16 protein-coding genes and 1 pseudogene are annotated in these 20,428 nt (G+C 62.3%); 12 read left to right on the forward strand and 5 right to left on the reverse strand.

All coding sequences use genetic code 11. The annotated features are described in order from the left end of the window. Position 1 precedes the first annotated feature (1 nt). A complete protein-coding gene (locus HX815_RS17320) occupies positions 2 to 1,348 on the forward strand; it encodes an MATE family efflux transporter (protein WP_003217292.1) in 1,347 nt (448 codons plus the stop codon). Here the strand turns inward: HX815_RS17320 and HX815_RS17325 are convergent. The 5 genes from HX815_RS17325 to HX815_RS17345 all read right to left on the reverse strand — a co-directional run bounded on the left by HX815_RS17325 (position 1,332) and on the right by HX815_RS17345 (position 6,653). Further along, the gene (locus HX815_RS17325) at positions 1,332 to 2,195 is read right to left on the reverse strand and encodes an alpha/beta hydrolase (RefSeq protein ID WP_134325668.1); all 864 of its coding nucleotides are present in this window, start codon (positions 2,193 to 2,195) and stop codon (positions 1,332 to 1,334) included. The genes HX815_RS17320 and HX815_RS17325 overlap by 17 nt on opposite strands. Positions 2,196 to 2,375: 180 nt before the next feature. Then, the gene (gene speA / locus HX815_RS17330; protein ID WP_003217295.1) at positions 2,376 to 4,289 is read right to left on the reverse strand and encodes an arginine decarboxylase; all 1,914 of its coding nucleotides are present in this window, start codon (positions 4,287 to 4,289) and stop codon (positions 2,376 to 2,378) included. Positions 4,290 to 4,501: 212 nt separating this feature from the next. Then, positions 4,502 to 4,873 (reverse strand): translation initiation factor Sui1, encoded by a 372-nt coding sequence (locus tag HX815_RS17335; RefSeq protein WP_003217297.1) that lies wholly within the window; start codon positions 4,871 to 4,873, stop codon positions 4,502 to 4,504. Positions 4,874 to 5,046: 173 nt separating this feature from the next. After that, positions 5,047 to 5,583 carry an NUDIX hydrolase gene (locus tag HX815_RS17340; protein WP_008439015.1) on the reverse strand — a complete coding sequence of 179 codons (537 nt, stop codon included), beginning with the start codon at positions 5,581 to 5,583 and terminating at the stop codon, positions 5,047 to 5,049. Between the two features lie 2 nt (positions 5,584 to 5,585). Beyond that, entirely contained in the window at positions 5,586 to 6,653 is a 1,068-nt protein-coding gene (locus HX815_RS17345; protein WP_003217301.1) for a DUF2333 family protein, read from the reverse strand. Positions 6,654 to 6,927: 274 nt separating this feature from the next. Here HX815_RS17345 and HX815_RS17350 point away from each other — a divergent pair, with 274 nt between their 5' ends. From HX815_RS17350 to purD, 11 genes and pseudogenes are all read left to right on the forward strand, one after another. Then, positions 6,928 to 8,598, forward strand: coding sequence for a PleD family two-component system response regulator (locus tag HX815_RS17350; protein WP_008439016.1), 1,671 nt, complete (start codon positions 6,928 to 6,930; stop codon positions 8,596 to 8,598). A 1,519-nt stretch (positions 8,599 to 10,117) separates the two neighbouring features. Continuing rightward, positions 10,118 to 10,612, forward strand: a pseudogene (locus tag HX815_RS31950) (methyl-accepting chemotaxis protein); the annotation flags it as partial. Positions 10,613 to 10,876: 264 nt separating this feature from the next. Beyond that, positions 10,877 to 11,332, forward strand: a complete 456-nt coding sequence (aroQ, locus tag HX815_RS17360) for a type II 3-dehydroquinate dehydratase (RefSeq protein WP_003217307.1) — start codon at positions 10,877 to 10,879, stop codon at positions 11,330 to 11,332. A gap of 25 nt (positions 11,333 to 11,357) precedes the next feature. Next, positions 11,358 to 11,819 (forward strand): acetyl-CoA carboxylase biotin carboxyl carrier protein, encoded by a 462-nt coding sequence (accB, locus tag HX815_RS17365; protein WP_003217309.1) that lies wholly within the window; start codon positions 11,358 to 11,360, stop codon positions 11,817 to 11,819. A gap of 17 nt (positions 11,820 to 11,836) precedes the next feature. Next, the gene (gene accC, locus HX815_RS17370) at positions 11,837 to 13,198 is read left to right on the forward strand and encodes an acetyl-CoA carboxylase biotin carboxylase subunit (protein ID WP_003217312.1); all 1,362 of its coding nucleotides are present in this window, start codon (positions 11,837 to 11,839) and stop codon (positions 13,196 to 13,198) included. Between the two features lie 288 nt (positions 13,199 to 13,486). After that, positions 13,487 to 14,365 carry a 50S ribosomal protein L11 methyltransferase gene (prmA, locus tag HX815_RS17375; RefSeq protein WP_003217316.1) on the forward strand — a complete coding sequence of 293 codons (879 nt, stop codon included), beginning with the start codon at positions 13,487 to 13,489 and terminating at the stop codon, positions 14,363 to 14,365. A 30-nt stretch (positions 14,366 to 14,395) separates the two neighbouring features. Then, on the forward strand, positions 14,396 to 15,658 hold the full coding sequence (locus tag HX815_RS17380; protein WP_177028628.1) for a DUF3426 domain-containing protein: 1,263 nt from the start codon (positions 14,396 to 14,398) through the stop codon (positions 15,656 to 15,658). 185 nt (positions 15,659 to 15,843) lie between these two features. Next, positions 15,844 to 16,857, forward strand: a complete 1,014-nt coding sequence (dusB, locus tag HX815_RS17385) for a tRNA dihydrouridine synthase DusB (protein ID WP_003217321.1) — start codon at positions 15,844 to 15,846, stop codon at positions 16,855 to 16,857. Beyond that, the gene (fis, locus tag HX815_RS17390) at positions 16,854 to 17,174 is read left to right on the forward strand and encodes a DNA-binding transcriptional regulator Fis (RefSeq protein WP_003186237.1); all 321 of its coding nucleotides are present in this window, start codon (positions 16,854 to 16,856) and stop codon (positions 17,172 to 17,174) included. The genes dusB and fis overlap by 4 nt, the downstream gene beginning before the upstream one ends. An 81-nt stretch (positions 17,175 to 17,255) precedes the next feature. Then, a complete protein-coding gene (gene purH, locus HX815_RS17395; protein ID WP_008439025.1) occupies positions 17,256 to 18,863 on the forward strand; it encodes a bifunctional phosphoribosylaminoimidazolecarboxamide formyltransferase/IMP cyclohydrolase in 1,608 nt (535 codons plus the stop codon). Positions 18,864 to 19,047: 184 nt separating this feature from the next. Further along, positions 19,048 to 20,340 (forward strand): phosphoribosylamine--glycine ligase, encoded by a 1,293-nt coding sequence (gene purD / locus HX815_RS17400; protein ID WP_003217326.1) that lies wholly within the window; start codon positions 19,048 to 19,050, stop codon positions 20,338 to 20,340. Positions 20,341 to 20,428 lie beyond the last annotated feature (88 nt).

The raw sequence follows: 20,428 nt of genomic DNA on the forward strand, positions 1-20,428 counted from the left end.
CATGACTTCCCTGCTAACCGACTGGCGCGACCGCCCCACCCACCGCCGCGTGTGGGCCCTCGCCGCGCCGATGATCCTGTCGAACATCTCCGTACCACTGGTAGCGCTGGTGGACAGCATGGTCATCGGCCACCTGCCCCACGCCCACCAACTCGGCGCCGTGGCCGTTGGCGCCAGCCTGTACACCTTCCTCGCCTGGGCCATGGGTTTCCTGCGCATGGGCTCCACCGGCTTTGCCGCCCAGGCCGCCGGGCGCGGTGACGGGGCCGCGCTGCGGCAGATTCTGTTGCAGGGGCTGTTGCTGGCGCTGGGCCTGGCCATAGTGCTCGGCAGCATCGGCATTCCGTTAAGCGGCCTGGTGCTGGACTGGATGCAGCCCTCGCCCGAACTGAACCAGCTGACCCGCGAATTCTTCCACACCCGGCTCTTCGGCCTGCCCGCAGCGCTGGCCAGCTATGCGCTGGTGGGCTGGTTCCTTGGCACCCAGAACGCCCGCGCGCCGCTGGCGATTCTGCTGACCACCAACCTCGTGAACATCGCGCTCAACCTGTGGTTCGTGCTGGGTCTGGATTGGGGTGTGGTCGGCTCGGCCCGCGCCTCGGTGATCGCCGAATGGACCGGCGCCCTCCTCGGCCTGGCCCTCACCCAAAAAGCCCTGCGCGCCTACCCTGGCCATATCGCCTGGGCCGCGCTCAAGCTGTGGCAAAGCTGGCGCCCACTGCTGGCGGTGAACCGCGATATCTTCATCCGCAGCCTGGCCCTGCAATCGGTGTTTTTCATGATCACCGTACAAGGCGCTCGCTTGGGGGATGCCACGGTGGCGGCGAATGCGCTGCTGCTCAATGGTCTGTTGCTGACGGCCCACGCCCTGGACGGACTGGCCCACGCCGTGGAAGCCTTGTGCGGCCACGCCATCGGCGCCCACGACCGCCAGGCCTTGCGCCGCTCGCTGGTGGTGGCCTGTGGTTGGTCGTTGCTGGCGAGTATCGGCTTCGCGATCCTGTTCGCCGTGTTCGGCCACCTGTTTATCGCCATGCAAACCGACATCCCGAGCGTGCGCGAAACCGCCGACATCTACCTGCCCTACCTCGCCGTACTGCCGTTGATCGCCGTGTGGAGCTACCTGCTGGACGGCCTGTTCATCGGCGCCACCCGCGCCCGGGAAATGCGCAACGGCATGCTGCTGACGGTGGTGATTGTGCTGCCCTTCGCCTGGGCCTTGCAGGGCCTTGGCAACCACGGATTGTGGATAACCTTCCTGCTGTTCATGGCCCTGCGCAGCCTGACGCTGTGGGCAATTGCCTGGCGCCTGAACAAGCAGGACCGCTGGCTTACTGGCCCGGCGTGAACGTGATAAACGCCGTGACCCGGTCCAGCACGGGCGCCAGCCAGCGCAGCGGCCGGGACATCGACGCCACCAATGTGGCGTGGCTGGTCTTGGTGAAGTAGAACTCCTCCACCGGCACACCCGCCGCTCGCAGCTTTTTCGCCAACCCGCCGGTGTTGCGCTTGGGGTTGACCAGGTTGTCGTCCACCGAAGCAATCAACAGGCTGGGGGGTGCGCTTTGGCTCACGTGGTTGATGGGTTGGGAATCGGGCGGCGAGTCCGGGTAGAAGAACACCGGGCGCACATCGCGGTTTTCAATCGGCAGAAAGTCATACGGCCCGGCGAGGCCGATCCATCCCTTGAAGACTGACGGCGACAGGCCAACCCCGGCCAGCCACTGCGGGTCCAGCGCCAGCATTGCGGCGTTGTACGCACCGGAACTGTGGCCCATCACATACAGCTTGCGGGGATCGCCGCCGTATTCGGCACTGTGCTGATACGCCCACGCGACTGCTTGGGCGCCGTCCTGCAAAAACAGTGGGTAGCGCACTTGCGGGTAAAGCCGGTAGTCGGCGATCACCACCACGATGCCGCGCGAGGCCAGGGCTTCGCCGACGAAACCGTAGTCATCCTTGGAGCCGCTGTTCCAGCTGCCGCCATAGAAAAACACCACGACGGGCGCGTCGGGCAAGGCGGTGACGGGGCGGTAGATATCGAGTTTCTGGCGGGGGTCATCGCCGTAGGCGAGGGAGGAGGTTTTGGTGAAGGTGCTGGTGGGGGTGAGTGCGTTGAGCACTTTGATCGGGGAGCAGGCTGCGAGCAGCGTCGCGATGGCCAGGGTGAACACTTGCAGGAGCTTTTTCGACATTATTCAGGCCCTATAAAAACTGCAGGACTTGCGGCGATCCAGTGTGGGAGCGGGCTTGCTCGCGAAGGCGGTGTATCAGTCTGCACATGTATCGACTGACACACCGCCTTCGCGAGCAAGCCCGCTCCCACACTGGATCTCTGTCACATTGAGATCTTTGTCAGCCTGGAAGCGGTGTGCTTAAGAGGACAGGTACGACGAACGCGTCAAACCAAGACGCAACGCATCCAGGAACTGAGTCCGCTCCGCCGCCGTGATCTTCGCGCTGGCGCACTTGTCACGGTAATGAGTCATCAACTCCTCCGGCGACAAGTGCACGTAGCGCAGCATGTCTTCGATGGTGTCGTGGGTCTCGATCCCGGCGCTGTACACCGAACCGTCGTCACGCTGGTAGATGTTCACCGAGTCGGTGTCACCGAACAGGTTGTGCATGTCGCCGAGAATTTCCTGGTAGGCACCCACCAGGAAGATCCCCAGCAGGTAGTCCTCGCCTTCTTTCACAGCGTGCACCGGCAAGCTGGTCTCGATGCTCTGCTCGTCGACGTATTGCTTGATCTTGCCGTCGGAGTCGCAGGTCAAATCCTGCAGCACCGCACGGCGCAGCGGCTCTTCGTCGAGGCGATGCAGCGGCAATATCGGCAGCACCTGGCCGATCGCCCAGGTGTCCGGCAGGCTCTGGAAGACCGAGAAGTTGCAGATGTATTTGTCGGCCAGCTTGTCGTTGAGTTCGTCCAGCACCTGGCGGTGGGAACGCTGGCGGGCTTTCAGCGAGTCGTGCAGGCGGCGGCAGACGGCGAAGTAGCATTGTTCAGCCAGGGCCTTCTCGGCCAGGGTGATCTTGCCGTCGGCGTACTGGGTTGCCACGTCGCTCATGTAGTGAGTGGCGCGCCAGTAGGTTTCGGTGACCATTTCAATGTCGGTCGGGCCCAGCAGGTCCACCAGCCATTGCACGGTTTCCGGCAGGCTTTCCTTGTTTTCGATCAGCGGCACGTCGTCGTTGTGCTTCTCGACGTCGGTGACTTGCACCACCAGCATGGCGTGGTGGGCGGTCAGGGAACGGCCGCTCTCGGAGAAGATGTTCGGGTGCGGCAGGCTCTGCGCGTCGCAGAATTCCTTGAGCATGCCCACGACCACGCCGGCGTAGTCGTCCATGTCGTAGTTGATCGAGCTGGCGTTACGCGAGTGGGTACCGTCGTAGTCCACGCCCAGGCCGCCGCCCACGTCGATGTGGTCTACCGGCAGGCCGAGGTTGCGCAGTTCGCCGTAGTAACGAATGGCTTCCTTGAACCCGTGCTGGTAGTCGGCCAGGTTGGCGATCTGCGAACCCATGTGGAAGTGCAGCAGGCGGATGCCCTGGTCCAGGCCCGCCGCGCGGAAGCGCTCGACCACCGACAACAATTGCGCCGCCGACAGACCGAATTTGGATTTCTCGCCACCGGTGTCTGCCCACTTGCTCGACGCCAGGGACGACAGGCGCACCCGCAGGCCCACCTGTGGCTTGACCTTGAGGTTGGCGGCTTCTTCGATCACCAGGCCGACTTCGGATTCTTTCTCGATCACGATGAACACGTTGTGGCCCAGCTTCTGGCCCATCAGCGCGAGGCGGATGAACTCACGGTCCTTGTAACCGTTGCAGACGATGGTGCCGCCTTTCGGGGCCAGGGCCAGCACGGCCAGCAGCTCGGGCTTGGAGCCGGCTTCCAGGCCAATGGACACGTCCTGGGTGGCGATGATGTTCTCGATCACCGCTTCCTGCTGGTTCACCTTGATCGGGTACAGCGCGGTGTATTTGCTCTGGTATTCCAGGCGCTCGATATTGGAGTCGAACGCGCCGGTCAGCTGGCGCACGCGGTCTTGCAGGATGTCGGGGAAGCGCACCAGCAACGGCAGGGACAGGCCGCTTTTGCGCAGCTCGTCGACTTGCTCGTACAGGTCCACAGGCGTGCTGTTCGGGCCGTTCGGACGGACTTCAACGCGACCGGCATCATTGATCGCGAAATACCCGGCCCCCCAATGGCGAATCCCGTAAACACTGCGGCTGTCCGCAACTGTCCATTGGCTGCCATCGTCTTTGCGTGTGCGTCGTACGGACATCGAAGTCCCCTATAAATGAAGTCGAAGTGCACCGGCCTGATCAGAGGCTGGCGCAGTCTAAAGAATGAAAATGACGATTTGCCTGTGAGAGGGGTAGACCCCACTTGCAGGACAGAGTTTAGACACCGGTCAGGAACAGGCTCTGTGAAAACCATGGGGACGACAGTTCGCGTTCAGCCAGCGGGCTATCGGGGTGGTTTTCACAGAGGCTGCTAGCCGCCGGATTTCTTCGCCTTGTAACCCAGCTTGATCAGCTCGGCCAACAGCAACTCGACGTGGTCGCCCTGGATCTCGATCACGCCGTCTTTCAGGGCGCCACCGGTGCCACAGCGCTTTTTCAGCGTGGTGGCCAGTTCCTTCAAGGCTTCTTCGGCCAGGGGCACACCAGTGATGGTGGTCACTGTCTTGCCGCCACGGCCCTTGCTCTCGCGACGAACGCGGGCAATACCATCGCCTTCGGGAATCAGGGTTGTTTTGCAGGTACAAGCGTCCACGGGCTGGCGACAGTCCGGGCAGTGTCGACCTGCGTCGGTGGAAAATACCAGGCCACCAAGGGCGGCGAAGGATGCGGCTTTTTTGGCCACCGGCAATCCTCTTGGGAGGACAAAGACTGATCGATGGGGTCATCGACCGCGAAGCCCCACTCAGGCAGGGGCAGCGCTACTGAACCGCGAGAGCGGTTCAGCCTGAAAAGTCGCGCAGTGTAACGGCAAAAAGGCCCCTTGCTAAGAGCCAAATCGCGCCAATTTATGCAACTTTAGCGACGCAGGGCCAAATAACGACGCAACCCTTCCTGGGCATCCGGGCAATAGGGCTTTTGCTCGGCCTCCTGAAGCACCGTCGCCAGGGGCAGAAAGCGCGCCTCCATGACTTCTTCCGGCTGGATTCGCAGCGGCCCGTCCCACACGGCCGAGAACGAGGTGCACCAGAGCCGGCTGTCGCCGTCTTCGAAGTAGAAGTGATCGTGGGCGGTCAGTTCGACGCCGCTGACACCCAGCTCCTCTTCCAGCTCACGGGCCGCCGATTCGGCATAGGACTCGTGGGCCGCCACCATTCCGCCCGCCGCCGTGTCCCAGAAACCCGGGTACATGGCTTTGCTCAGGGTGCGCCGGTGCACACACAGCTCACCGGCCGAGTTGAACAGGAAAATAAAGGTGCAGCGCCCGATCAGCCCGCGCCGGCGCAGATCGGAACGTACGAGGCTGCCGAGCAGGTTGTCCTGCTCGTCGACCCAGGCAATCAGTTCGGCGTCGGAGGCGGCGCGGTGCGCTGCCTCCCTGGTGGAAGCGTCCATCATCAACCCTGGTTCAGGAGCTGACGCAGGTCGATCACTGCAGCGTTGGCCCGGGAAATATAGTTGGCCATGACCAGCGAATGGTTGGCCAGGATGCCAAAGCCACTGCCGTTGAGAATCATCGGGCTCCATACCGGCTCTTGCGAAGCTTCCAGCTCACGAATGATCTGGCGCACGCTGACGGTGGCGTTCTTCTTGGCCAGCACGTCGGCGAAGTCGACTTCGATGGCGCGCAGCAGGTGGGACAAGGCCCAGGCCTGGCCGCGGGCTTCGTAGAACACGTTGTCGATCTGCATCCACGGGGTTTCCACCACTTCTTCGTCGACCTGCGGCACTTCACCCGGCGCCAGCGCTTCGGTTTTCAGCGCGGTGTTGAGCTTGACCCGGCCCACACTGGCCGACAGCCGTTGCGACAGCGAGCCCAGACGGGTCGCCACATCACCCAGCCAGTTGTTGAGGTTGTCGGCACGTGCATAGAACAGAGCGCCTTTTTGATTCGGGTCGGACAAGCGCGCTTCGTAGCGGCTCAGGGAATTGATGCCTTCCTGGTATTCCGACTCGCTGGACGGCAGCACCCAGCTCTTGTTGTCGAAGTTGAAGCGCGGTTCGGCCTTGGCCAGGTCTGCGTCTTCCGCCGACTGCGACTGGGAGCGGGCGAAGTCCTTGCGCAGGGCACGGGTCAGGTCACGCACCTGCACCAGTACGCCGTACTCCCAGCTCGGCATGTTGTCCATCCACAGGCCCGGCGGGAAACGGTCGTTGGAAATGTAGCCACCCGGCTTGTTCAGCAGGGTGCCCACCACCGTCTTGAGGGTTTCGACGGTGGTAAAGCCCACCACCATCTGCTTGCCATCCTTCTCGGCGGCAATTTGCGCATTCTGCTGGACCGGGAACAACGCAGGCTCTTCGCTCCAGTACCAACCCAGGGCACCGGTGACCAACAGGTACAACGCAACCAGCGAGAGCAACGCACGGCTCATCAGCAGGTTACGGAAATAGCTGCGGGGGGCCGACTTGGTTTCAGGGGCCGGGCCCTTTGCACTGCCTGCGCGGTTTTTCCAGTCCAGCATGGCGATATCCTTTCAATCACTTGAGTTCAATAGCTACGACCACAACCCTGCCCCATCGTGCCGAGCAGTGCGGCGCTTTTAGCCAGGGTGGCGCGAGTACGCGGTTCGACTATAAAGGATGCACGCTGTTTACGCCCGCGCGACTGCATGGTCGATAAATGAATCTCTGCGACCTTGCAGTTAATTGACGTATGACACTCGTGCAACGGAAAAGAGGTGCTAGCATAGAGCCATCAGTTCGACCTCAGCATGCAGCCTAACTAGTAGTCAGGATATGACCGAGCCAGAAGACCCCAGCCGTGAGCGTCTCAAGCACCATTTTGCCCAGCGGGTAATTCATCAGGCACGTCAAATTCTTGAGATCTGGCAGCGCCTGCAACGCAGCGAATGGTCGACCACTGACCTGTCAGAGCTCAGTGAGGCCAACCTGCGCCTGCTGCGCTTTGCCGAACGCTTTGAGCAGCCGGAACACGGCCAGTTGGCGCACCAGATCGGCGCATCACTCAAGGCGGTGGATGACAACCGCGGCCGCCTGAGCAGCCACCTGATCACCGAACTCAACCGTTTGATGCAGCGCCTGTCGCGCACCGGGCTGCGCCAGGGCGACCAGCTGGAACAAACCCTGCTGCCGCCGATGCGCAAGCCGATCTACGTGATGCTGGCCGATCACGACCGCGCCGACCGCCTGGCCAAGCAGCTGGAATTTTTCGGCTTGAGCGCCCAGTCCCTCGACAGCGTGGCGGCGTTTCGCTCATCCATGGCCGAGCGCTTGCCGGCGGCCATTGTGATGGATGTGGATTTTTGCGGCGCCGGCCTCGGCCTGAAGCTCGCCGCCGAAGCTCAGGAAGGCCTGGAGCAAAAGCTGCCACTGCTGTTTTTCAGCCTGCACGAAACCGACACCCCCACCCGCCTGGCCGCCGTGCGCGCCGGCGGCCAGGAGTTCCTCACCGGCACCCTGGAGGCGTCGAGCCTGCTGGAAAAAATCGAAGTGCTGACCTGCGTCGCCCAGTACGAACCTTATAAAGTGCTGATCATCGACGACTCGCGGGCCCAGGCGATGCACACCGAGCGCCTGCTCAACAGCGCCGGCATCGTCACCCGCACATTGATCGAACCGATCCAGGCCATGGCCGAGCTGGCGGACTTCCAGCCCGACCTGATCATCCTCGACATGTATATGCCGGCCTGCACCGGTACCGAGCTGGCCAAGGTGATCCGTCACAATGACCGCTACGTCAGCGTGCCGATCATCTATCTCTCGGCCGAAGACGACCTGGACAAGCAACTGGACGCCATGAGCGAAGGCGGCGACGACTTCCTCACCAAGCCGATCAAGCCCCGGCACCTGATCACCACCGTACGCAACCGCGCCGCGCGGGCACGCAACCTCAAGGCGCGGATGGTACGCGACAGCCTCACCGGGCTGTACAACCACACCCACATCCTGCAACTGCTCGAAGACTGCAGCTTCCGCGCGCGCCGCGAGAGCAAGCCGCTGAGTTTTGCGATGCTCGACATCGACCACTTCAAGCGGGTCAACGACAGCCACGGCCACCCCATGGGCGACCGGGTGATCAAGAGCCTCGCGCTGTTTCTCAAGCAGCGCCTGCGCAAGACCGACTATATAGGCCGTTACGGCGGCGAAGAATTTGCCATCGTGATGCCCGACACCGACCTCGACAGGGCTTGCCAAGTACTTGACGAGATTCGCGGGCGCTTCGCCGAGATTCACTATCCCGCCCAGCCCCAGGATTTGTGGTGCACGTTCAGTGCCGGCGTGGTGGAGCTCTGCGACGGCTCCGACAGCCTGATGATGGCGGCCCAGGCCGACGAGGCGCTGTACCGCGCCAAGGATGCCGGGCGTAACCGGGTGATGTCGGCGCGCGCATCAAAGCAAAGTGCCACCTTTTCACCGGAATCCACCGAATCCGTCATAACTCTGTAATGGAAACGCAATAACTTCAGGCACTTACTTCTGCTGTCGGTTGAAACCACGCATGCGCCTGAAGCTGCTGACGAATCTGAACACCCTCCTTCTGGTCGCCGTTTGCCTGGCCCTGGGCGCTACGCTCTGGTGGTCGCAACGTGCCCTGGAACGGCCTTACCTGCTGATGGAGCGCTACCTTGGCCTGTCGCAGACGTTCCAGAACCAGGCCGCGCGCAATATCGACGATTACCTCGCCAGCGGCGACGCCCTGCGCCTGAGCAGCGCCAGCCAGAGTCTGGAAAACCTGTTGCAGCAGCTGGATGAGTTACCCGCAGAGCTGGCGCAAAACCTGCGCCCCAGCCTTGCCGACCTGGACACCTTCAGCAAGACCGACCTGCTGGCCGCCGGTAAGCTGGCCGGCGACCCGCAAGCCCTGTTGCTGCAAGCCGAACGCGAACTCGGTGCCAACCTGGAGCAATTGAACCAGTACGCCAGCGGCGTCAGTACGCCCGAGGCGGCGCGCTATCTGCCGCCGTTGCTCGCTGCGTCCCAGCACCTGGCGAAACTCTCCCTGGCCCGGGACAAGCTGGTGAGCAGCGGGCGCAGCGAACTGGCTGACGATGTGGAGCGCGAAGTCAGTAATATCCGCAGCCAGGCTGACGTGCTGGGGCAGCTGCCATTACTGGGGGTGACCGCCAGCAGCGAGTCCAGTACCGACGATTTCTCGGCCATGATGGGCCTGGAAAACACTGAAAAAACCGTGGCCCAGGACACCGGCGTCGACCTCAAGCGCGAACTCAACAGCCTGCTGACCCGCTACCCCGCCGAGCTGAAACGCACCCGCGAGCAAATCCAGCAACGCACCGAACTGGCCACCGCCACCCACCTGAAAATCAACGCCGTGCAGCAAGCCATCGCCGGGCTGGAGCCTGTGGTGCGCGCCCAGCACGCGCAGATCCAGGGCGAAGTGCGGCTGATGCAAGGCGTGATGATCGGCCTGATTCTGCTGATCGCCCTCTTGATCGACACCTTGCAGCGGCGCCTGGCGCGGGTGCTGACCAACCTGGCGCCGGCCTTGTCCACCTGGGCCGAAGGTGACTTCAGCCAACACATTGCCCTGGGCAAGACCAACCGCGAACTGCACGATATCGAAGAGTCCCTGAACCGCCTGCGCGCCTACCTGGTGGACCTGGTGGGCACCATCAGAGGCAACGCCGAGCAAGTGGCCGGCAGCAGCAGCGCGCTGGCGGAGTTGAGCAGCGGCATGCACGACGGGGCCGAGCGCCAGGCCGGTGATACCGCGCAGATTCGCGATTCCCTGGGCGAACTGGAAGCGACTATCCAGCAGGTCGCCGGCGACGCCAGCCAGGCTGCCGAGGCCAGCCGCAGCGCAGGCCAGGCCGTCGAGCAGGGCCAACGGGTGATCGGCCTGAGCCTGACCGGGTTGCACGCATTGGTCGGCGAAGTGCAGATAAATGCGCAGATGATCGAGAAACTCGCCGAAGAGTCCGCGACCATCGGCGGCGTACTCACGGTGATTCGCTCGATTGCCGACCAGACCAACCTGCTGGCGCTGAACGCCGCCATCGAAGCCGCCCGGGCCGGTGAAGCCGGGCGCGGGTTCGCCGTGGTGGCCGATGAGGTGCGCACCCTGGCCCAGCGCACCGCTGGCGCCACCGCCGAAATCCAGCACCTGATCGTCGGCTTGCAAACCGCCGCCCGGCAATCGGTGGAAGGCATGCGTGCCCAGGTCGAACACGCCGAGGCCACTGCCGAACAAGCCCAGGCGGCTGACGGCGCGCTGGATGAAATCGTCGGGGCGATCCAGACCATTTCCGACACCGCCGTGCGGATCGCCGATGTGACGGCCCAGCAAAGTGGCGCCGTGAGTGAAATCCGCGATAACAGCGAGCGGATTCACCAGCTGGGCGAGGACAACTTGCTGCGAATTGGCCAGGGACGCCGCCAGGGCGAGCACTTATTGGTACTAGGCGGGCAACTCAACACCGCCGTGCAGGCATTCCGCGTCTGACCGGCTCTCCCGTCTTGTGAAGATCAAAATGTGGGAGCGGGCTTGCTCGCGAAGGCGGCGCACCCGTCAACGCATGTGGCGGCTGAACCACCGCCATCGCAGGCAAGCCAGCTCCCACACTGACCGGATTCAGCCTTGCGGTCACATATTTTGCGCAATCCTCGCTAATCGTGCTGCCTACTGCATAGAACTGGACAGTCACAAAGGCTTTGCGGCATAGTCGCCGGGTTCTACCGTGCCCACATCAATAACAAGGAACAGCCGATGGCGACCTTACTGGTTCTTCACGGACCCAACCTGAACCTGCTCGGCACCCGCGAACCGGGCGTCTACGGGGCAGTGACCCTCGAACAGATCAACCTCGATCTGGAACGACGGGCACGTGATGCCGGCCACCATCTGCTCTACCTGCAAAGCAATGCCGAGTACGAACTGATTGATCGTATCCATGCCGCGCGCAGCGAAGGCGTGGACTTTATTCTGATCAATCCCGCCGCTTTTACGCACACAAGCGTTGCATTACGTGACGCGCTGCTGGCGGTGAGCATCCCATTCATCGAAGTGCATTTATCGAACGTGCACAAACGCGAACCTTTCCGCCATCACTCTTACTTCTCCGACGTTGCGGTAGGAGTGATCTGCGGCCTTGGCGCCAGCGGTTACCGACTGGCCCTGGAGGCCGCCCTGGAACAGCTTGAAGACACGGCCAAGCGCCCCTGACCGACCCTTTGGGAGTTGATGATTCATGGATATCCGTAAAGTTAAGAAATTGATCGAACTGCTGGAAGAATCCGGTATCGACGAGCTGGAGATCAAGGAAGGCGAGGAGTCCGTACGGATCAGCCGTCACAGCAAGACCCCGGCCCAACAGTTCTACGCACCACAGATGCAAGCGCCGGCTCCGGCCGCTGCACCCGTGGCGGCTGCTCCGGTCGCGGCGGCTGCCGAAGCCCCTGCGGCTCCAAAACTGAACGGTTTCGTGGTCAAGTCGCCAATGGTCGGTACCTTCTACCGCACCCCGGCACCGACCTCGCCAGCCTTCGTTGAAGTCGGCGCAACCGTGAAAGTGGGCGACACCATCTGCATCGTTGAAGCGATGAAGATGATGAACCACATCACGGCTGAAAAAGCCGGCGTCATCGAATCCATCCTGGTAGAAAACGGTCAGCCGGTTGAGTACGACCAGCCGCTGTTCACCATCGTTTGAACCGCGGAGCGCCTTCGATGTTGAAACCTGCGAAGAAACTGCAAAAAGTCCTGATCGCCAACCGCGGCGAGATCGCGCTGCGTATCCTGCGCGCCTGTAAGGAAGAGGGCATCAAGACCGTCGCTGTTTACTCGACGGCCGATACCGAATTGATGCACGTGAAACTGGCGGACGAAAGCATCTGCATCGGCCCGCCACTGGCCACGAACTCGTACCTGAAAGTCTCGAACATCATCGCCGCCGCTGAAGTGACCGGCGCTGATGGCATCCACCCCGGCTACGGCTTCCTCGCGGAAAACGCCGATTTCGCCGAACAGGTGGAGAAATCCGGGTTTGCCTTCATCGGCCCGAAAGCCGAAACCATTCGCCTGATGGGCGACAAGGTATCGGCCAAGGACGCCATGATCGCGGCCGGCGTACCTACCGTTCCAGGTTCCGACGGCCCGCTGCCTGAAGACGAGGCAACCGCCCTGCGCATTGGTCGCGAAGTCGGTTACCCGGTGATCATCAAGGCCGCCGGTGGTGGTGGTGGTCGCGGCATGCGCGTGGTGCACAAGGAAGAAGAACTGATCGAAGCCGCCAAGCAGACTCGCTCGGAAGCTGCCGCCTGGTTCGGCAACCCGATGGTCTACCTGGAAAAGTACCTGACCAACCCACGTCACGTGGAAGTGCAGGTACTGTCCGACGGCCAGGGCCACGCCATCCATCTGGGCGACCGCGATTGCTCGCTGCAACGCCGTCACCAGAAGGTACTGGAAGAAGCGCCGGCACCGGGCCTGGACGAAACAGCTCGCCAGGAAGTACTGGCTCGCTGCGTCAAGGCGTGCATCGACATCAACTACCGTGGCGCGGGCACTTTCGAGTTCCTGTACGAAAACGGCCGTTTCTACTTCATCGAGATGAACACTCGTGTGCAGGTAGAGCATCCGGTTTCGGAGATGGTCACCGGTATCGACATCGTCAAGGAGATGCTGAGCATCGCCGCTGGCAACAAGCTGTCGTTTACCCAGGATGATGTGAAGATCCACGGCCACTCCCTGGAGTGCCGGATCAACGCCGAAGACCCGAAAACCTTTATCCCAAGCCCTGGCCTGGTCAAGCATTTCCACGCGCCCGGCGGCAACGGCGTACGTGTGGATTCGCACCTGTACAGCGGCTACAAGGTTCCGTCCAACTACGACTCGCTGATCGGCAAGCTGATCACCTGGGGCGCCACCCGCGACGAGGCCATGGCCCGTATGCGTAATGCCCTGGACGAAATTGTGGTAGACGGCATCAAGACCAACATCCCGCTGCATCGGGACCTGGTTCGCGATGAAGGCTTCTGCGAAGGTGGTGTGAACATTCACTACCTGGAACACAAGCTGGCTAATCAGTAAGCGAAGTGCTCCACCCAACAAAGCCGCCTTCGGGCGGTTTTGTTGTTTCTGCCCACCCGATTTTTCTGGATGGATACATTCCCCTTGTGGGAGCGGGCTTGCTCGCGAATGCGGTGTGCCAGTCAACACATCCATTACTGACACACCGCATTCGCGAGCAAGCCCGCTCCCACATTTTGTTCTGTGTACACCAGCAGTACAGTCGTCTTCTGCTGTTCGCTCGCGTAAACTTGCGCGTCTTTCGCAGCCCTACCCCGCTGCACACTCATTTTTTCAAAGGTGCCCGCCATGCCTTGGCTGCAAGTCCGTCTCGCCATCAGCCCAGAACAAGCCGAAACCTACGAAGACGCGTTCCTCGAAGTGGGCGCCGTGTCGGTGACCTTCATGGACGCCGAAGACCAGCCGATCTTCGAACCCGAGCTCAACACCACCCCGCTGTGGTCCCACACCCATCTGCTGGCCCTGTTCGAAGACGGCACCGATGCCGCCAGCGTCCTGGCCCACATGGAACTGCTCACCGGCGGCCCGCTGCCGGAGCATCACAGCGAAATCATCGAAGACCAGGACTGGGAACGCAGCTGGATGGACAACTTCCAGCCAATGCGTTTTGGCCAGCGCCTGTGGATCGTGCCGAGCTGGCACGCCGCCCCCGAGCCTGACGCCGTGAACCTGCTGCTGGACCCGGGCCTGGCGTTCGGCACCGGCACCCACCCCACCACCGCGCTGTGCCTGGAATGGCTCGATGGCCAGGACCTGAAAGACTGCAACGTGCTGGACTTCGGCTGTGGCTCGGGGATCCTGGCGATCGCTGCCCTGCTGCTGGGCGCCAAGGAAGCGGTCGGTACCGATATCGACGTGCAAGCCCTGGAAGCCTCCCGCGATAACGCCGGGCGCAATAACATCGCTGAAGAGAAATTCCCGCTGTACCTGCCGGAGCAATTGCCCCAGGTGCAAGCCGACGTGCTGGTGGCCAATATCCTTGCCGGGCCGCTGGTTTCCCTGGCGCCGCAGCTGTCGAGCCTGGTCAAGCCGGGCGGCCGCCTGGCGCTGTCGGGCATCCTCGCCGAACAGGGCGAAGATGTTGCCGCCGCCTACGCCCAGGATTTTGAGCTGGATCCGATCGCCAACCGCGATGGCTGGGTACGCATCAGTGGTCGTCGGCGCTAGAATGAGCGCCTGCATGAATCGGATGGCCGCATGACCGACAGTTTCGTCACCCAGTGCCCACACTGCCAAGCACGCTTTCGCGTCAACCACGCTCAATTGAGCGTGGCCCGTGGCGTGGTGCGCTGTGGGTCGTGCCTGCAAGTGTTCAATGCCGCTCGCCAACTGCTGGAGCAGCGCGCCAATGCGCCCGCGCCCCAGGCACCACCTGCGGCAGAGCCGCCGGCAGCCGTAGAACCGCCACCCCAAGCGCCGCGAGCCATCAGCCAGAAGCAATGGACCGCCGAAGAGCTGGACCTGGATAACCTGGACCTCGACGTAGAACTGGCCAAGCTGGAACGCCGCGAGATCCAGCACACCCAACCCGTGGGTGCCGACCGTCGCCAGCCCGGCGCCGATCGTCGGCAAAAGGAAGATGCCCTCAGCGCCAGCCGTGATACGGCCAAGGCCGAGGAAGAGCAATGGGCCTCCAGCCTGTTCAGCGAACCCCGGGATGAACGGGCCCAAGCCCCGCAAACGGTCGACGAGGAACCGCAACCGGCCAAGGCAAGCCCAGGCAAACCCAAGCGCACCGAACCGTCGATGTCGTTTGAAGCGGTCGAGCCGGACGACGAACCACCGCTGCACACAAGCCCCACCGATGACGAACTCGACCCACCGGTAACCGCCGTAGCGGACGAGCCGGAACCCGAACAACCGGAACGCCCGCAGCCCAAACGCAAGCGCCCTCGCCCCGAGGCTGGCGCCCACGACGACCTGCTTTCGGACCTGGAAGACGACCCGCTGCACCTGTATTCCCAGAAGCGTTCCTCCGGCTGGGGCCGCCGCCTGTTCTGGGGCTTGCTGGTGCTGCTGGCCGCCGCCGGCCTGGCGGGACAATACGTCGCCTACCAATTCGACGACCTGGCACGCCAGGACGCCTACCGCCCATGGTTCCAGGAACTGTGCCCGAAACTGGGCTGCACCGTGCCATCCCGGGTCGATATCGCCCACATCAAGAGCAGCAACCTGGTGGTGCGCAGCCACCCGGAGTTTGCCGGTGCCCTGGTGGTGGACGCGATCATCTATAACCGCGCGACATTCTCCCAACCGTTCCCGCTGCTGGAGCTACGCTTTGCCGACATGAACGGGAATATGATCGCCAGTCGTCGCTTCAAACCCGCCGAATACCTCAGCGGCGAGTTGGCAGGCGTGACCGAGATGCCCTCCCAGACGCCGATCCACATTGCCCTGGACATCCTCGACCCGGGCAACAAAGCGGTGAATTACAGCCTGAGCTTCCACTCCCCCGAGTGAAACGGCTGCCTGGCCGGTGCTTGACGGCAGATTATTGACTGCATCGCCTTTGACCAAACCTGCGGCGATAAGAAAATAACTGCTCAGATTTTATCCAATTCAGCCTTTATCCAGTCATCGAGAGCGGGTATCATGCCAACCCTTTTTCGAACTCTAATGATCCGGCCCCACAACAGGGAAGTCCTATGTCGGCGGTACGCATCGGCCCATACACATTGCACAACGGCTTGATCCTCGCCCCGATGGCGGGCGTCACCGACCAGCCCTTTCGTCAGCTTTGCAAGCGTTTGGGCGCAGGGCTTGTAGTCTCGGAAATGGTCACCAGCGACATGAGCCTGTGGAACACCCGCAAATCGCGGATGCGCATGATCCACGAAGGTGATCCCGAGCCCCGCTCGGTACAGATCGCCGGCGGTGATGCGCAGATGCTGGCGGATGCGGCCCGGGCCAACGTGGAGTTGGGGGCGCAGATTATTGATATCAACATGGGTTGCCCGGCCAAGAAGGTCTGCAACAAGGCCGCAGGTTCTGCCCTGTTGAAGGATGAGCAGTTGGTGAGCGAGATCCTGCATGCCGTTGTCGCTGCAGTGGATGTGCCGGTCACCCTGAAGATCCGCACCGGTTGGGACCGGGACAACAAGAATGGCCTGACGGTGGCGAAGATCGCCGAGCAGGCGGGCATTACAGCGCTGGCGGTGCATGGCCGCACCCGCGCCGACCTTTACACCGGTGAAGCCGAGTACGACACCATTGCCGCGATCAAGCAGGCGGTGTCGATTCCCGTCTTTGCCAACGGCGACATCGACTCAGCCGAGAAAGCCCGGCGCGTGCTGCACGCGACCGGCGCCGATGGCCTGTTGATTGGCCGGGCTGCCCAGGGGCGGCCGTGGATTTTTCGTGAGATCGAGCATTTTCTGCGTACCGGCGAAACCTTGCCGGCACCGGAGCTGATCGAGGTGGAACGTATTCTGCTAGAGCATCTGGCCGCCCTGCACGCCTTCTACGGAGACGTGATGGGAGTACGCATTGCTCGCAAGCATGTGGGCTGGTATCTCGCAACCTTGCCGGGCGCCAGGGAGTTTCGCGCCCACTTCAATCGTTTGGATGATACGGAAGCACAGTGCGCCAACGTTCGTGAGTTCTTCTCCGAGCGTTACAAGAGCCTGGTGACAGGGGACGGAGAAGGGGTGGCCGCATGACGATGATGACCGAGACTTTAGTGAGTGGAACAACACCCGTGAGCGACAACGTCAATTTGAAACAGCACCTCAACACGCCGAGCGAAGAAGGCCAGACCCTTCGCGGGAGTGTCGAGAAGGCGCTGCACAATTATTTCGCCCACCTTGAGGGCGCTGCCGTCACGGACGTGTACAACCTGGTGCTCTCCGAAGTCGAAGCGCCGTTGCTCGAAAGCGTGATGAACTACGTCAAGGGCAACCAGACCAAGGCCAGTGAGCTGCTCGGTCTGAACCGTGGCACGCTGCGCAAGAAACTCAAGCAGTACGATTTGCTGTAAGCATTCAATCAAACCAGAAAGGCGCCCGCGTAAAAACGGACGCCTTTTTTGCTGACTCCTTTGCTTTTGATGGAAATTGAAATGACCGACCAGACTACCCGCCTGCCGATCCGCCGTGCCTTGATCAGTGTCTCCGACAAGACCGGGATCCTCGAATTTGCCCGGGAGCTGGAAGCCCTGGGCGTGGAGATTCTCTCCACCGGCGGGACCTTCAAACTGCTGCAGGACAACGGCGTGGCCGCAGTGGAAGTGGCGGACTACACCGGTTTCGCAGAAATGATGGACGGTCGGGTCAAGACCCTGCACCCGAAAATCCACGGCGGGATCCTCGGTCGTCGCGGTATCGACGACGCCATCATGAGCGAGCACGGCATCAAGCCGATCGACCTGGTGGCCGTTAACCTGTACCCGTTCGAAGCCACCATCAACAAGCCAGGCTGCGACCTGCCGACCGCCATCGAAAACATCGATATCGGCGGCCCGACCATGGTTCGCTCGGCAGCCAAGAACCACAAAGACGTGGCCATCGTGGTGAACGCCAGCGACTACGCCAACGTACTGGAAAGCCTGAAAGCCGGCGGCCTGACCTACGCCCAGCGCTTCGACCTGATGCTCAAGGCCTTCGAACACACCGCTGCCTACGACGGCATGATCGCCAACTACATGGGCACCGTGAACCAGGCCGCTGAAACCCTCAGCACAGAAGGTCGCAGCCAGTTCCCGCGCACCTTCAACAGCCAGTTCATCAAGGCCCAGGAAATGCGCTACGGCGAGAACCCGCACCAGAGCGCGGCGTTCTACGTTGAGGCCAAGCCTGCTGAAGTCGGCATCGCCACCGCGACCCAACTGCAAGGCAAAGAGCTGTCGTACAACAACGTGGCCGACACCGACGCCGCGCTGGAATGTGTGAAGAGCTTCGTCAAGCCAGCCTGCGTGATCGTCAAGCACGCCAACCCGTGCGGCGTGGCCGTGAGCCCGGACGCTGAAGGCGGTATCCGCCAGGCCTACGAACTGGCCTACGCCACCGACACCGAGTCGGCCTTCGGCGGCATCATCGCCTTCAACCGTGAGCTGGACGCCGAGACCGCCAAGGCGATCGTCGAGCGTCAGTTCGTTGAAGTGATCATCGCGCCATCCGTCAGTGAAGAGGCTCGCGCCATCGTTGCCGCCAAGGCCAATGTGCGCCTGCTGGCGTGCGGCGAGTGGTCGGCCGAGCGTGCCGCTGCCTGGGACTACAAGCGCGTCAACGGCGGCTTGCTGGTACAGAGCCGCGACATCGGCATGATCGGCAGCGCCGATCTGAAAGTGGTGACCAAGCGCGCCCCGACCGAACAGGAAATCAACGACCTGATCTTCGCCTGGAAAGTCGCCAAGTACGTTAAATCCAACGCCATCGTCTACGCCAAGAACCGCCAGACCATCGGTGTCGGCGCGGGCCAGATGAGCCGCGTGAATTCGGCACGCATCGCTGCGATCAAGGCAGAACATGCCGGCCTGCAGGTCGCCGGTTCGGTGATGGCGTCCGACGCATTCTTCCCGTTCCGTGATGGCCTGGACAACGCCGCGAAAGCCGGTGTTACCGCCGTGATCCAACCGGGCGGCTCGATGCGTGACGCAGAAGTGATTGCAGCGGCTGATGAAGCCGGCATTGCCATGGTCTTCACCGGCATGCGCCACTTCCGTCACTGAGCCAACTCGATCGAAATGTGGGAGCTGGTTTTGTGGCGAGGGAGCTTGCTCCCGCTGGGGTGCGAAGCGCCCCCAAAAGCGGGCTCCAGCTGCGCTGTCGAACGGGAGCAAGCTCCCTCGCCACAAGTGTCCGGCTCCACATTAAAGCGCTCGTGCAGCGCCTACAGAATTTGAGGTTTTTGAAATGAATGTTTTGATCATTGGCAGCGGTGGCCGTGAACACGCCCTGGCCTGGAAAGTTGCCCAGGACCCACGTGTCCAGAAAGTTTTCGTCGCCCCCGGCAACGCCGGTACCGCCATTGAAGCCAAGTGCGAAAACGTCGCCATCGACGTGTTGGCCCTTGAGCAACTGGCGGACTTTGCCGAGAAAAACGTTTCCCTGACCATCGTCGGCCCGGAAGTGCCCTTGGTAGCTGGCGTTGTGGACCTGTTCCGCAGCCGCGGCCTGGACTGCTTCGGCCCAACCGCCGGCGCTGCCCAGCTGGAAGGCTCGAAAGCCTTCACCAAGGATTTCCTGGCGCGCCACAAGATCCCGACCGCCGACTACCAGAACTTCACCGAGATCGAGCCGGCCCTGGCCTACCTGCGTGAAGTCGGTGCACCGATCGTGATCAAGGCCGACGGCCTGGCCGCCGGTAAAGGCGTGATCGTCGCGATGACCCTGGCTGAAGCCGAAGACGCCGTGCGCGACATGCTCGCCGGCAATGCTTTCGGTGAAGCCGGTTCGCGCGTAGTGATCGAAGAGTTCCTCGACGGCGAAGAAGCCAGCTTCATCGTAATGGTCGACGGCAAGAACGTCTTGCCGATGGCCACCAGCCAGGACCACAAACGCGTGGGTGACGGCGACAGCGGCCCGAACACCGGCGGCATGGGTGCCTACTCCCCGGCGCCAGTGGTAACCGCCGAAGTGCACAAGCGCGTGATGGACCTGGTGATCTGGCCAACCGTGCGCGGCATGGCCGACGAAGGCAATGTGTACACCGGTTTCCTGTACGCCGGCTTGATGATCGACAAGGCCGGTAACCCGAAAGTCATCGAGTTCAACTGCCGCTTCGGCGACCCGGAAACCCAACCGGTGATGCTGCGCCTGCAATCGAGCCTGGTGCTGTTGGTTGAAGCTGCGCTGGCCCAGGCCCTGGACAAGGTCGAAGCCCAGTGGGACCCGCGCCCGAGCGTCGGCATCGTGCTGGCCGCCGGCGGCTACCCGGCCGACTACGCCAAGGGCGATGTGATTGAAGGTCTGGACGCGGCTGCTACGCTGGAAGGCAAGGTGTTCCACGCGGGCACCGCGCTCAAGGATGGCAAGGTCGTCACCGCCGGTGGTCGCGTACTGTGCGCAACCGCCATGGGCAGCAGCGTAGATGCCGCCCAGCAACAGGCTTACAAGCTGGCGGCGAAGATCGACTGGAAAGGCTGCTTCTACCGCACCGACATTGGCTACCGCGCCATTGCCCGTGAGCGTGGCGAAAGTCAGTAAACAGCTATCCGTTCGGTTAGGCAGGGGCCTCTGGCCCTTGCCCTACGCTTGTGGCCCCGCGCATAGTTATACCCATGCATCAACCTAC

This window comes from Pseudomonas sp. E6002 (genome assembly GCF_013385565.1).
Lineage (GTDB): Bacteria > Pseudomonadota > Gammaproteobacteria > Pseudomonadales > Pseudomonadaceae > Aquipseudomonas.